The 14,214-nt window shown below is 41.1% G+C and carries 13 protein-coding genes and 1 pseudogene; 13 read left to right on the top strand and 1 reads right to left on the bottom strand.

The features are described 5' to 3' along the window. Positions 1-47: 47 nt before the first annotated feature. From BLV50_RS21150 to BLV50_RS21210, 13 genes and pseudogenes are all read left to right on the top strand, one after another. A complete protein-coding gene (locus BLV50_RS21150; protein WP_063567928.1) occupies positions 48-524 on the top strand; it encodes a DUF4280 domain-containing protein in 477 nt (158 codons plus the stop codon). Positions 525-594: 70 nt separating this feature from the next. Then, positions 595-3,528 (top strand): contractile injection system protein, VgrG/Pvc8 family, encoded by a 2,934-nt coding sequence (locus tag BLV50_RS21155; RefSeq protein ID WP_090809873.1) that lies wholly within the window; start codon positions 595-597, stop codon positions 3,526-3,528. 32 nt (positions 3,529-3,560) lie between these two features. Next, a complete protein-coding gene (locus tag BLV50_RS21160; protein WP_090810042.1) occupies positions 3,561-4,340 on the top strand; it encodes a hypothetical protein in 780 nt (259 codons plus the stop codon). A 23-nt stretch (positions 4,341-4,363) separates the two neighbouring features. Beyond that, a complete protein-coding gene (locus tag BLV50_RS21165; RefSeq protein ID WP_063568432.1) occupies positions 4,364-5,074 on the top strand; it encodes a pentapeptide repeat-containing protein in 711 nt (236 codons plus the stop codon). Between the two features lie 611 nt (positions 5,075-5,685). Beyond that, positions 5,686-5,841, top strand: a complete 156-nt coding sequence (locus tag BLV50_RS32855; RefSeq protein WP_157258411.1) for a hypothetical protein — start codon at positions 5,686-5,688, stop codon at positions 5,839-5,841. A gap of 318 nt (positions 5,842-6,159) precedes the next feature. Then, a complete protein-coding gene (locus tag BLV50_RS21170) occupies positions 6,160-6,531 on the top strand; it encodes a hypothetical protein (protein WP_143038139.1) in 372 nt (123 codons plus the stop codon). An 84-nt stretch (positions 6,532-6,615) separates the two neighbouring features. Beyond that, positions 6,616-7,057 (top strand): annotated as a pseudogene (locus tag BLV50_RS21175) (immunity protein YezG family protein). Between the two features lie 422 nt (positions 7,058-7,479). Beyond that, positions 7,480-7,632: a hypothetical protein gene (locus BLV50_RS32860; RefSeq protein ID WP_157258413.1), complete on the top strand. Its 153-nt coding sequence runs from the start codon at positions 7,480-7,482 to the stop codon at positions 7,630-7,632. Positions 7,633-7,636: 4 nt separating this feature from the next. Further along, the gene (locus BLV50_RS21180; protein ID WP_090809876.1) at positions 7,637-8,785 is read left to right on the top strand and encodes a suppressor of fused domain protein; all 1,149 of its coding nucleotides are present in this window, start codon (positions 7,637-7,639) and stop codon (positions 8,783-8,785) included. Between the two features lie 1,589 nt (positions 8,786-10,374). Beyond that, a complete protein-coding gene (locus tag BLV50_RS21195) occupies positions 10,375-10,956 on the top strand; it encodes a hypothetical protein (RefSeq protein ID WP_090809878.1) in 582 nt (193 codons plus the stop codon). A gap of 37 nt (positions 10,957-10,993) precedes the next feature. Next, on the top strand, positions 10,994-11,896 hold the full coding sequence (locus BLV50_RS21200) for a nucleotidyl transferase AbiEii/AbiGii toxin family protein (RefSeq protein WP_256338013.1): 903 nt from the start codon (positions 10,994-10,996) through the stop codon (positions 11,894-11,896). Between the two features lie 141 nt (positions 11,897-12,037). Further along, positions 12,038-12,481, top strand: a complete 444-nt coding sequence (gene imm48 / locus BLV50_RS21205) for an Imm48 family immunity protein (RefSeq protein ID WP_090809880.1) — start codon at positions 12,038-12,040, stop codon at positions 12,479-12,481. Between the two features lie 84 nt (positions 12,482-12,565). Next, on the top strand, positions 12,566-13,102 hold the full coding sequence (locus tag BLV50_RS21210) for an RNA 2'-phosphotransferase (RefSeq protein ID WP_090809881.1): 537 nt from the start codon (positions 12,566-12,568) through the stop codon (positions 13,100-13,102). Between the two features lie 193 nt (positions 13,103-13,295). Here BLV50_RS21210 and BLV50_RS21215 read toward each other — a convergent pair whose 3' ends face one another. After that, positions 13,296-14,153, bottom strand: coding sequence for an SDR family oxidoreductase (locus BLV50_RS21215; RefSeq protein ID WP_090809883.1), 858 nt, complete (start codon positions 14,151-14,153; stop codon positions 13,296-13,298). Positions 14,154-14,214 lie beyond the last annotated feature (61 nt).

A 14,214-nucleotide genomic window follows, 5' to 3' on the forward strand; every position in this document is an offset into this window, starting at 1 on the left:
ATCTTTAAAAATGATCTGGGAGAAGGCCCAAAGAAGGAGGAAAAACAATGGCTGAAGCAATTGGCGCGACACGACCCGATGTTATGGATGAAGGGGCCGGGGGCCCAACGTATGTTGTGGCAGGAGCGATCTTAAGCTGTTCTTGCGGTACGCAGTTAAATCGATTGAAAATCCCTTACAGTCACGGCGTTCATTTGAAGGAAAAAGCACAACTGAATGTGGCCGATGCAACACCCATGATCCACATCATGCCTTTTGGAAATTGCACAAGTCAGTTGAATCCTGTCGTGCAGACCGGCGAATTCGACATTGAGGGCGTTCAGAAAGCACCCTGTATTCCGTCCGTGTCTACACCGTGGATGGATGGCAAAACCGATGTGCTCATCGAAAATGAACCTGCCTTATTAAGCACCTGTATGAACATGTGCCTCTATGGAGGCTACATCCAGATTGAAGATGATGGTCAAGAGCTTGGCGGATCTTCCATAGGCGGCACAACCGGGTTCGGCGGTAACATCAGGTAACGTACATCTTAGAATATAGCTGAGTCCTTTTTTCCGTGTGCTGACATTGCTAGAGGAAAGAAGTGAGACAATGAGTGTAGTGGAAGCGGCTGTGGGTATGGGGAATATCCGATGTATATCTCCATACACGCTGCAGCATATACAAGATTTGCGTATCGAGCGCAAAGCAGGGGATCATGCCCGCCTGTATCTACAAGGCATCATCCCGGAAGAACATCAAGATCGGGATCTGAACATCCTGGCTCAGGATGAAACGGTGTCCCTGGTGGAGATTGGGGATCAGGGGCAGGAAGTACGCAAACTGTTCCAGGGACTCGTGCAGGATGTCAGCATCCGCCGAGTTCAGGGGATATACATATTGGAACTGGAGGCCGTGTCCTATTCCTATTTGCTGGACATTGAACCTCGTATCCGTTCATTCCAGAACAAGGATCAGGACTGCGAAGACGTCATTCGCCAGGTACTGAGAGCTTACCCGAAATCGGATGTCATTGATTATGTGAGTGGAAGTTCGAAGCTTGGGGCCTTGACCCTCCAATATCGGGAAACAGATTGGCAATTTCTACGCCGATTAGCATCCCGGTTCGGTGCAGCGATCATTCCCGAAATATCGGCTGATTCTCCTAAATTATATATTGGGGTGCCAGATGGTCGGTATACGGAACTGCCTGATCAGGCATATACGCTAAGACGGGATATGAGAGCTTTAAAAGAAGCCTGGTCTGTGGGAGCCTCTGATGTATCGGAGAAAGACTTTACGAGTTACGTGCTGGATACCCATCGCTGGTTGGCGCTCGGAGATACCGTTCTCTTCCACGAAGAAGAACTGAAGGTCGCCGCTTGTACCAGTCGAACGGTAAGGGGCATGCTTCGGCATACCGTCACACTTAGTCCGGAAAGTGGCATTCGGCAAAATGAAATTCGGAACGATGACATTGCAGGGGCCGCATTGGAAGGGAAGATCATCGGGGTTACCAAAGATACGGTGAAAGTTCATCTGGATGTGGATGCTGACCAATCCGAATCGGAAGCAAGCTGGATGCCGTATTCTGCGGTATATGCCGGAGATGGCGGCGGGTTTTACAGTATGCCGGAAGCGGGCTCCGCTGTTCAGGTGTATTTCTCCAGTGGGCAAGAGAGTGATGCATTTGCGATGGGCTCCGTCCGTCGTGGTAGTCAGCCTTCCCCGAAGACCGCTGATCCAGCCACCAAGAGCTGGGGAACCAACTACGGCAAAGAAATGAAGATGACCGATTCAGAAATGTCCCTGATCGCGACGGAAGGAAGTCTGTTCATCACGCTGGACGGCGGCGGGGTCATGATTCAGAGCAATAGCGGAATTGTTGCTTCCGGCGGGCAGGAGATTACGCTAGAGAGCGAGAAAAAGATAGGGATCGAGGCTCAGGAGACGATCTTCCTTCAGTGCGGAGACAGCAGTATGATTCTGGACGGCATGACGGATCTGAAGGGCAGCGAAGTGCTACTGGACGGATTGATCAAAATGCCCGTAACCGTGGAGGATCTGGAGCCGGTACCAGAAGCACCGTTTGTGTCCGAGGTGCAGATGGAAGAGGAACCGGAAGAGGAGAAAAAAGGCTTCTGGGGTAAAGTGCTGGATGTGACTCAGACCGTGCTGGACGTCGCCGGTATGATTCCGGTCATTGGAGAAGTCGCCGATTTGGCGAATGCAGGTATCTACGCCGCTCGAGGGGATTATACCAACGCTGCATTATCCGCCGCAGCTGCAATTCCGTTTGTTGGCTGGGCGGCAGGAGGAGCTAAGCTCGCGATGAAAGGCGCCAAGTTGATCAAGAAGGCCGGCAAAGTGATCGACAGTGTCGCGGGTATAGCAACAAAGATTGCGGATAAAGCGGGTCAGGTAGCGAAGGCGATTGGCGATCTGGCGAACAAAGCCGGAGATGCCATTTCTGGTGCACTAGGCAAGGTCATGACCAAGGCGAAGGGGCTTATGAGCAACTTTAGTCCAGCGGATTTGGCGAATAAGCTAAAAGGTAAGCTGAACGATCTGATGATGAAGTCGCCGAAACTGGCGAACGGACTCAAGACGGCGGGCGGCATGGCGACCGGATTCATGCAGAACTTGCTGATCAGTGAGGCGATGAATTATGGCTTAGAACAACTAAGTCAATATGTGGATTCGGATACAATTACCAAAGCAATGATTCTATTAAGTATGTTGAATAGTAAGTATAAGAAGAATCAGAATCCGGGGATCACATCAAACAATAAAAGCTCTGGGGATTCAGGAAGTTCTAAATCCTCTGGGGATAATAAAGATAGTAAGAAGGATACAAAAGATGGAGAATCTTCAAAAAATGAACCTGGTAAGTTAAATAAGAATGGATTAACAAGTGAGCAAGAGAAGCACTACCGTAACAAAATTGATGAGGCTGAAAAACGTGGTAACAACAAAGCAGCTGATGATGCAAGATATGAACGTTACGTACAGAAACAAAAAAATCTTGGTAAGCAGCCATTGTCCCGAGATAAATGGGACGTAGTCAATGATAGGTTGAAAAACAGTAGTCAACGTGGAGCAACAGAAGAGGGCAAAGGTAGACAGGCTTTAGAAGGCCAATTAGGTCGCAAAATAGAAAATAACAATGAAGCACCAGTTATTAAATATAAATCATCCGAAGGAGTAGAAACACGACCAGACAGCATAGGTCGAAATAAAGAAGGGAAGATAGAGCTAGTACACGATCATAAGCATAAAACTGGTGGAGAGGATCAGGTTATATATAATGACGATCAAATGCGTGCTCAACGTGAAATGATTGAAGACAAAGTAAATGGTCGTCATGTTGTAACAATATCTAGTGATTTGCCAGATTTGAAAGGAGTTCCTCCAAAACCAAGACCCAGTGGGCCGCTAGGGGAACAAAGCGATATTTACTATGTTGACCCTGCTAACGGTAAAACAACGCATCAATGGATAGCTGACCCTGACTTACCAGGGGGAGGTTACTGGAAAAAACTTTAAAGAACACATTAAGAGGAGGTAGGATGTCAGAAGTGAAACCGAATTTATTTAATATATTAATGTATCCGACAGTCAAGTTAGGAGAAAAACAGGCTTTGAATCGTTTATTGGATAATTTTGAATCAAATGATAAATTTACTCCCACTACATGGGGGAATAGTGAAACAACCAGTGTAAGCTACAATCGCGATGAAATTATAGCAAAATCTTTCTATGATATTCCGCAAATATCAGAAGTACATCTCCGACGAGATAAAATTGTTAAATATTCAGGTTACTTTGATTTGAATTCTAACTTACGATCTTTTCTTAAGTTTTCTTTCGATAAATCTATGAATGGTAAGTATAGGAAAGATTTTTTTGAGTTGTCTGATCAGATCGCTGAAACGGTTAAGCCACGTTACGGAGTAACTCATATTTCTTGGCCTGCTGTAACGCCGTGGCAGACTGAAAAAGAAAGAAATCATAAATGGATGAACTTAAGTTCATATCCTGTTCCGGTAAAGTTTTTTCCTAATGGGCCTTTGGGTATCGGAATGAGAACGTACTTGAGTGGAGATATTTTAGAAATGTTTGGTAGAGATGTAATAGTGAAAAGCCCCGCTGTTATTAAAGATTTAAGCTGGGGAGGAATACGAATTGATCTTGTGGAAAATCCTTGGGAATCTGATTTAGAACATCTGTTAGAACGATGGGTGGAAGTCATGGAATATTTGAATCAAGTTGAGGTCATTGCTGTTCCAAACTTTGAAGACAACATGGGGGTTACATTTAACCCAAATAACAAATGGAAGGATTACATGAGAAACTAAAATATTTTCGAAGGAGTGTAACTGTGAGACATATAAAAGACAGAGATGAAGCTTCTGAATTTATAAATAATTACAAATTAAACAAGGAATTGATTGATGACTTGAGAATATCAGAGGCAGATCTCTCATTCTTAGACCTATCTGAAATTATTGCTAAACGCTTATATGCAAACGAAATAAATTTTAGGGCGACATCTTTTGTTGAAGTTTCATTTCGTGACTGTGAATTTATTTCTACCGATTTTGATAGTTGTAATCTTGAATACGCTGATATAGCTGATTGTGTTCTGAGTAAGGCAAACTTTTTTAAGGCTCAAATGAAGAATACAGAAATTAAAATAAGTACATGTACAGATACATGCTTTGATTATACTGATTTCACTAATGGCAGTTTGTACGGATCAGCACTTCAAAAGGCAACATTTCGCTTTTCCAATATGACAGGGATAAATGGTGAAGTTTCTATTTTCGATGAATGCGATTTATGCGGAGCAAACCTTACAAATGGTAATTTTAAAGAAGCAGACTTTATCGGAGCAAACCTGTCGGATGTTATTGCTCTAAATGCAATATTTATAAGTAGTAACTTCAATGGAGCTGATCTTCGTAATGGAGACTTCAGTGGTGCCGATTTTACTGGAGCGAATCTTCAAAATGTAATTTGGAAAGGAGCTAAAGTAGAGGGATGCAAATTCGATGAGGAGATAAGAGAACAAGTAGAAAGACTAATTTGATGCCTATAACAAGTCTGGGGTTTGGAACAGCCTGCAAAAAAAAGAATCTCTTTTATAGATGAAGAAATACTCGAAAAAGACGTATTCAACACTTCGTTATTTTGTTCTATGATTCGGAATATATTGGAAAAATGAAATCAACATTCTCTCGTTATTTATAATAATTGGAGAGTGTTTTTCTTTTGACTACAATAGCCAGAAAAGATGTTTTTAGTCAGTGGTCAGGTGAGAGAGAAGAGGAACCGGAAGAGAAAATGGCTTCTAGAGCAAAGTGATGGGTATCACTCAAAAATGTGCTGGATAAGGCTAGTTTCATTCCGGTTATTGGCAAATGCCAGAGATGCCATCTCTGGTGCACTAGCAAGGTCTTAAGAAACGCGAAAAAAGAAGGGGCAAGTAAAGAAGAACTTAAGAAATTAAGGCGTGAACGGAGTAAGCTGGCAAATAAGATGGATACATCAGATGATATTAGTCATAAGTATGATGTATCTAATTTAGAAGGGTATGAGCGAAAAATAGACCATAATCAACCTGTTTAATGTATCGGAATAGCCACCTTGTCCTCTAATATAGTCCGAAATTCGTTAAAAAATTTCGGTTGGGGGCTGAACATGGAAGGGGTACAAGTTTCAATTGACCGTATTGTAGTAGAGTTTACGGATGTATATTGGGATTTCTTTAATCTTTTTCAATTACGTCTTCGAGAGTATTTAAATGCTAACCTTCGTTTGAAAGAAAAGGGGTTTAAGTATCATTTACATGTCTGAGATAGTGGGCATTACCTACACATCTCCTATCAACTTACCTTTGTTCCTAAGTCAAGAAAGAATACGCTAAGAATTGAGAGCCATCCGATAGTTTAGTTCATTTCTATTCATGGCTAAAGCCAATAAAGGATTCCGCCAAAGAAATCCTATTTGTACGATGTGATGTAGCGTTTGATATTCCGTTACCTATATCAATTGTTCACTTTATCACTTACAGGGCGGAATATGCACACTTGGAAAGGGACTCGCTACTCCAATAAGAAACATCAAAAGCAAGTAGCAGGTTACAGTAGAGTTTACGATAAGAAGCGTCAACTGATGAGTCAGCATAGGAAGGTCATTGAGGAGTTAACGAGGTTTGAAATTGTTTATGTACCTGATGAGAAGATACCACTTGAAGCTATCATACAGTTTCCTCCCAAGTTCAACCGGTTTTATCTGTGCACCCATCTGGCTCATCCAGAACGCTTAAAGCCCAAACAACGGGAAAGAGTGAATGGGCTAATGAGCGGAGAACTGCAACAACAAAAGGATGTTTCGGGTTACTACCGAAGGTTGATTGTAGAGGAAATGCGAGTGAACTTCGATGAGGTAGCGGCGGCACAGTGGAAGGAAGCCATAACACTTCCATGTGCGGTTCTATGTGGTCAGATTAATCATCTTCCAGCACAAGTAAGTCATGCAGGTTAATGTTAAGAGTTCGGCATATTATGAAATTGAAGACAAAGGGGTTTTTGAGGAAAAAATGAAAAATCAATCAGGAGGCTGAAGTAATTGGAGAAAATACTAAACAGTTTATACCAGCAGATAGCGGAAACGGTTAATGAAATGATACAGGAAGATTGGCTAGAATTTTACTTTTATGCTCAAATTTCTGATGATGGTGGAGGTATATATTTTTTCTACCTACCAGAAACGAATCCGGAGAGGTATGAATATAGCCTTGAAATTCCTTTCAAATATCAAGTGAACGAGAGGGAGTTTAAATTAAATAAAAGAAAACTTCTATTATTAGCAGAACAAATGAGAGATATATTTAAAGATAACGGTCAAGAATTATGGGTATTCCTTTACTTTAAATTTAGAAAGGACAGGAAAATTAAAAGTTCACTTTGATTATACAAAATGGTTTGATACCAATTATAGTTTTAGTGAACAACTTATCATTTGGAAATACAAATACTTAAATGAGACTCCTCAAGATATGGCCCTATAAAATCTGATAACTAGGTACTCTAAAGAATTTCCGGATGATCCAATTTGATAAATTAGATAAAAGTAAATATTTGGGTTATCTATTGCCAAATGATTTCATCGTATAATCAATAACAATATTACCTAACCAAAATGTAGACTGCGTTTACAGACCATACAATACAATCAACAAACCAAAAATTAAATGATTAAAGCTTTATAAGCGTTAAACTTTCAAGCTCCTTCCCTCTTGAACTATATAGGAGGAATGAGCTTTTTATGTACAGAAAATATACTAGGAAACTAAATGAAATGGCAAACAAGGACAGGAATCTAAGCAGGTATGAATGATTTCATAGAACAGATAGCATAGATAGAGAAAGAAAGCGGGCAAAGTGTTATAGAATATGCTATTGATCCAATAATGGGTTTGGAGAATCTGTATTGGCACCTAATAGAGTAAAAGGACAACATGGAATTGAGGCACTAAGATACGTTGTAGACAAGCTGAAAGAAGTTAAGGAAGCTGGCGGAGATAGGGAATATATGGTTGGAATGCTAAGAATCCTAGGTGACATTGCAAAACGAAGGAGATAATTTTATGACAAATATAAATATTGCTAAAGAACTGCGTTCATCTATTAAACAAGGGGAGGTTGCAAAGGTAACTCAAATTATCGAACATGATTATGAGCTTTTAAATTTTATGACCCCTTTTGGTACGTGGCTTCATGTAGCATCTTCAGAAGGTAAACTAGAAATCGTTAAAAAACTGGTTGAGTTAGGGAGTGATATAAATAGAAGAGGAGGAGCCTATGATGGAGGCGCTCTAAATGAAGCTGCCTCGAAAGGTCATTTGGAAGTTGTAAAGTATCTTCTATCATGTAAGGCAGATATGGATGTTAGTGAACCGGAGAGGAATCCATTATTCGGAGCCATCAGTAATGGCCATGCGGATATTGCTAGATTGTTAATCCAATCGGGAATTGATACAACAGTAAAATACAGTGGTAGTTCTATGAATAATGTAGATGCAATTACTTTTGCTCGAGAACAAGGACAAAATGAAATAGTTAATTTTCTTGAACACAAAAATGGAAACTCTCTGTCCGGAAGAACTATGGAATCAAATGATCATGATTGTATACTTGAGCATATAGCCATTTTTTTTGGTTCCCCGCAGAAAACATTAAGAGAAATTATTCCAGGAAGTAATGTTAGTGTAAATATTCATGTCATACCTCTATCTCAAAAAAATGATTTTTTAACACTGGTAACTACAGGTATGAGCGATGCACCAATGGATGAATCATCGGGTGCAAGTGAATTTAATTATTCAGAATTGATAATTAAGTTACCATCCGAATGGCCAGTTGAAGATTTAACAAATCAATCAGAATATTCTTGGCCATTTTCTTGGTTGCGTAAAACTGCTCACATTCCACATCGATTTGATGGTTGGTTGGCTGAAGGTGTAATTCTTCCTAATGGTGAGCCCCCGCGGCCTTTTGCCGCGAATACAATGTTATCTTGTATAATGGTATCAGGAGTCCAAGAGCCTGGCCTTGAGAGGCTTGTTACCCCACATGGTAAAATAATTAATTTTTATACTTTAGTTCCAATTTATGAAGAAGAAAGAAATATAGCGTTAAAAAATGGCTATGAATATTTACGTGTTAAAATGAATGAAAAGGTAACTGATGATGTAGTGAATATTAACAGACCTAGTATTATCTCGACTCTTCAATAAATCTATGCAAGTAATTAAAAAATACAATGATTAATATCTAATGCATTCAAGCTTAATATACTACGTATATTTGAAGTTTTAAGAAATAGTTTCTTCAAGTGATGGAGATATTTCATTAGAATAGTTACGTATTGAAAACTTAAAGTGAAAACATAAATTAGTAGTAAGAAAAAACATTTTGAAGGGATCAGAAAATGTTTTTTTTATATGTGATGATTGTGGGCAGTACTGCTGGCGGAAGAAGAAAAAGTAAATTTAAGTAGAGTAAGGCTGAAGATGTCGGGAAAGATGATTTGGACAGTCAAGATAAGTGAAGTAGTTTTAGGAAAGGACCTCTCATTGAAGCGCAGAATGAAGCTCCGAAAAATATATCTGAAGAAATCATCTGCCTTATATTTGGTAAAGATGTCACAGATAGTATTACAATAAATACTAAAAATGGTCCAGTAGTGAGGATTGGATACGATTTGGATCATTATCCAGATACTTGGGCTGAGAGGGTCAAGTATGAAAACTGGAAAGTTATAATGTTCCAAATAATGAGGATAAATGAATAAAAATGAAATGATTTGAGGGAGGCATAACTTTCAAGTTACACTTACTGCTGATCTTAAAATAATGAAGCAAAGTTATCTTGGTAACAGGATGTTACAACACAATAATAGAAGCCACAATATGATTCAGTATTGTGGCTTCTATTATTGTCCTATTATTGGGGCCAAGATATAGAGTGGGATAGTTTCAATTAGGCTAAAAATTAGTGGAGAGCTTAAAGGAGAAATTATCGAAGGTGTGAAAGTTCTGGATGGCAATAGATAATGAAAAAAAATTAGTACCATTTAGTATATCATAAGGGTGGTAGAGCTTCAGGTGATGTGGAACATGTTAAAAGATAAGAATAGAGAGTGAAAAACAATGAGAATGGATGTTAATACGATTGTCTTTCCATTACCAACCGGCGAATTATTAGATTTAGTTGAGAAGCTTGGCAGTTTCATTTCCAGAAATTCATAGGAAATCTATTAAGCAAAATAATGGAGCTGTACCAATCACAAATATTTTTAGTTTGAATTAGCAAGATTATGTAGTTGAGAAATTTCTTTGTATATTAAAAGACAGTGAGTCTGATCCTATTAATGGATGGTATGATGTTGAAGTTATTATTACACAAATAGGTGATAGATTAACTGATAATGAAGATTTAGTGGGGATGAATGTAATTCCTATAGCGGCACTTTTTCAGGAGATTTTATTTGTTTGGATTATAGAGAGAAGAAAGAGCCTGTTGTAGTTAGTTATTTGGTTTCATGAAGAGTCGGAGGTGTTCTCTCCAGTGACAGAAAAAGTCGCCCCCAATATATTAGAAATTTTTGAAATGCTCAGTGAATAAGGTTGTTCTAGTTCATGTTAACGCGTGACCCAGTTATCAGTATCTTGTAGAGAAAACAGTGGAGCGTTTGTACGTGAATTGTAGAAAAAATAAGATCTATAACAATTCAATTTAAACGATGTGTCTGAATAATTAACAGAAGATGAGAAGATAGATCTATCTAATGACAGATGATAAAAATCAGTAAGGAAGCGGCCAGATGGAATTTGAATATCATGTAACCATGAGTGATCTGAAGCAGAATGAGAAGGAAAACTTTATCAACATCTGTAATGAAGAGAACGTAAAGCCCGTATTGATCGTCTTGGACCAAGGTGAATACATCAATCAGCCAATGATTACAGGCATTGTACATAGCGCGGATTATGAAGAAGTGAAGAATGTTATTGAAGAGGTTGTCGCGAAGTTTCGGGATAACGAATTCACAGTTGTTAGGACGAAGGTGGAAATTCCGGCAAAGGAAGAGACGTATTTTGATCAGCCGATGCTGGCGCAGTCCAAGCCATATTTTGAATGGCACGGTAAAGTGTATGTTGATGATGTAGTCAGGTTGAAGCAGTTGTGCGCTGACTCAGGCGGACATATTTCAAGGAACTCGCTGAATGCGAATGGGGAAATTAGATTTGTTACGGTCAGAGAATACAATAGTTCTGAAAAATTCTACAGCAGAGTAGAGAAGATACATAATATCTTACAGCAGAACAAGATCGAACTGTTAAAACAGCAATATGAACTGTGCATCTACGACAGCCGGGAAGAACTGGATCGTGGATGGATCTAACCGAATGTTGAGTACGATGAATAGAGGAGGAGAACAGGTGTCTGGGAAAAATGTACAATTACATAGCTTGAATGAGGATGAGAGATTCATTGTTGTATTAGAAGCTCTATTGAAGCGCGCTTCTCTGGTGAATAGTCCATTTATATTAAAAGGAAGCTTATTGACAAGACAGTATTTGGAGAATCCCAATGTTCGTTATGTGGACGACATCGACTTTCTGTATACAGGTCGAATTGAGACTGAGGACCAGGCCAATGAAATATTTACAGACTGGATGATCCGGGTGACGGAGATGGACCTGAATGACGGTATCGTATTTCGAAGCTTTAGTGAGAATGCCTTCTGGCGCAGAATAGACTACGCGATGGCAGATGATTTTCCAACGGTGAACACGGAGCTTGCCTTTTATATTGATAGTGAACCAAGGAGCGAAAATGAGTATGAAGATGAGGATGAGCTGCATCTTGATATATCCTTTAACCTCGAATTGAATGAGAAGTCTATCGCTCTATCGTACCAACCTATGGTTGGAGAAGCTTTTGTCGTTCCTCACACCGTGCCACTCTCCATTCAAATCGCTTGGAAGCTGCATCAAACGATAGTGAGACCTCGGTTCAAAGACTTGTACGATTTGCAGCATCTGTTGTCTAACCCGTCATACGATCAGCAGGCGCTCAAGGAGACAATGCAGACCCTGGTCAATGAGTGCAGTATGGACCCGGCTATTACAAGAGAAGATATGAAAAAGGTGCTAGTTGACGATCTGCATGATGTGTATTCGAGGTTAAACTACGATTACGACCTGCAATATTATGCAGGAAGTCGCAGTCCTGAAGTGTACTTTATGGAGTTTGTTTCGGAGCTCCGCAAAACGATGAATCACGCCGGGATTAATAGTTACGCGTATGATCATTTACCAAGTTGTACTACGCACAAATAGAGCTTCTCATTTACAAGTAAGCTGAATCATTGTTTGTCTAACCGTAGATGAATTTGAAAGGAACACCCTATCTCCGATACAATGTTCTCATAGAGTCTGAGAGAATGGATCCAATATGGCTCAGAAATGGAGAATTACAATATGACTGAATTTATCAATGCTGACGATATTAATGACGTAATTTTGGCTGCGGCGGCTTCAGAGTTGGAGCAGATGGTAGGCAAAATATGTGAACTGATCGGTACGCCTTTGGAACAGACAACGGAACTGGAGCGTCAGGTGATAGCTGCTTTTGGATTTGGCGCTGTATATGGCATAACCCATCGGGATCAACTCGCTGAGCTGCAGGCTCATGCACTGAGCATCCGTATGCTGATTAAGCCGTTTAACTATAGCGAGCAGCAGGCTGTGGATTTTGCCGATGATCTGATCCGGGTTGCTTCCGATCGGGAAGTTCATCCGGTGATGAACACGATTATTCATCGTGGGATCGATGGACACCGCCAGTTTAATCAGGAAGATGATGAGGGACTCGCCCGCAACATTCAGGAGATTTTGGCGGCGGTACAACCGGAGAGAACCTGAAGAAGCAGAGCGTTCACCCTTTCATGTAGTGGTACAGACAGTATATGTCTAATGAATTGTTAACTTAATTGGGAGATGATCGCAATGGATCTGATGAAATTAAGCAAGGAACTTTCCTACGCCTTGCGTCACGCCCCATGGGAGTATGAGCTGGAGCTGGACGAAGAGGGATGGGTGGAGATTCCGCAATTGCTGGTGGCTTTACATGAGAGTCCACAGTGGAAGGACGTCACGGAAGCGGATCTGGAGCAGATGATTCAAGCCTCGGAGAAAAAGAGACATGAGATCAATTCTGGCCGCATCCGCGCATTATATGGTCATTCGACTCCGCAAAAGATATCCAAAACACCTGCCGATCCACCGGAGATACTCTATCATGGCACGCCAATGCGGTCGGTTGCTTCCATTATGGAACAAGGTTTGCAGCCTCGGCAAAGGCAGTATGTTCATCTGTCCGCAGATATGGATACCGCCAAACAGGTGGGACGAAGACGTGATGACCAGCCGGTAATACTGAAAATTAACGCGGCTCAAGCGTTCAAGGACGGAATTCTTTTCTATCATGGAAACGAAAATATTTGGCTGGCCGATCACATTCCGGCACGATATATCGAGCAATAATCGATGTAACGGTGATGGAGACTACCGATATCTAAATCGAGAATTCAAGTCGCAATCGGACCGGTTCAATGTACAGTTATCCGATTAACTGCTATATCGTTTTAAAGATTGTTTTATAACACCAAAAGGGACACATCCAACATTCGTTGGTGTGTCCCTTTTTGATATCCATTCTATTCTCTTCTATTTAGACTTACTTGCCTACAATTGTTTTTACACCCTCACTCAATGGTTGAGCTGAACGGCCAAGCAATTTTTCCAATGTATCGCTCTCTACAGCCAGTGCGCCTTCACGGATGGCACTCTGCATATCAACGAGCATGGAGACTACAAAGTCAGGCAGACCTGCACCTTTCATGATGTCAGCGTAAGCAGCATCGTCTACGTTTTGCACATTGATGTCCTGTCCAAGCACTTCCCCAACAATAGCGGCGAGCTCAGCTTGAGTAAGAAGTTTACCAGACAACTCATATACTGAATTCTCATGTCCCTCACCTGTCAGTACTGCAGCAGCAGCATGCGCATAATCACTGCGAGTAGCCCAGCCCACTTGGCTGGCGTTAGTTGCATGCACCCAAGGTGCGCCCTGTGAAGCTGCTTGAACGCTGCCTGCTTCATTTTCGAGGTACCAGTTGTTGCGCAGGAAGGAATAAGGAATGCCGGATTCGCGGATAGCCTGTTCTGTGGCACGATGTACTTCAGCCAGTGAAAGGGTGTTTTTCTCCGCATTCACAACGCTGGTATAAGCGATGAATCCAACACCTGCCTTTTTGGCGGCGTCTACAGCAGATTGATGTTGGCGAATACGCGTTTCATTGTCCCCGTCTGTGGAGATCAGCAGCAGCCGATCTACGCCTGCAAATGCTTTTTCCAGCGTTTCCGGTTGATCGAAATCACCTTGACGAACGTCCACACCTTGAGCGCGCAATGCTTCCGCTTTCTCCGGGTTGCGTACACTTACAGCCAAATCCCCAGCAGATACCGTTTTTAACAAAGCCTCTACGACCAGTGAACCCAAATGACCTGTTGCGCCAGTAACTAAAATTTTCATTGTATTTTCCTCCTATAAGGTATGTTTTGTGTCGACACAAAAGTGGAATGTCAACGACATG

Origin of the sequence: Paenibacillus sp. 276b (assembly GCF_900107875.1) — a bacterium.
GTDB classification, from domain to species: Bacteria; Bacillota; Bacilli; order Paenibacillales; family Paenibacillaceae; genus Paenibacillus; species Paenibacillus marchantiae.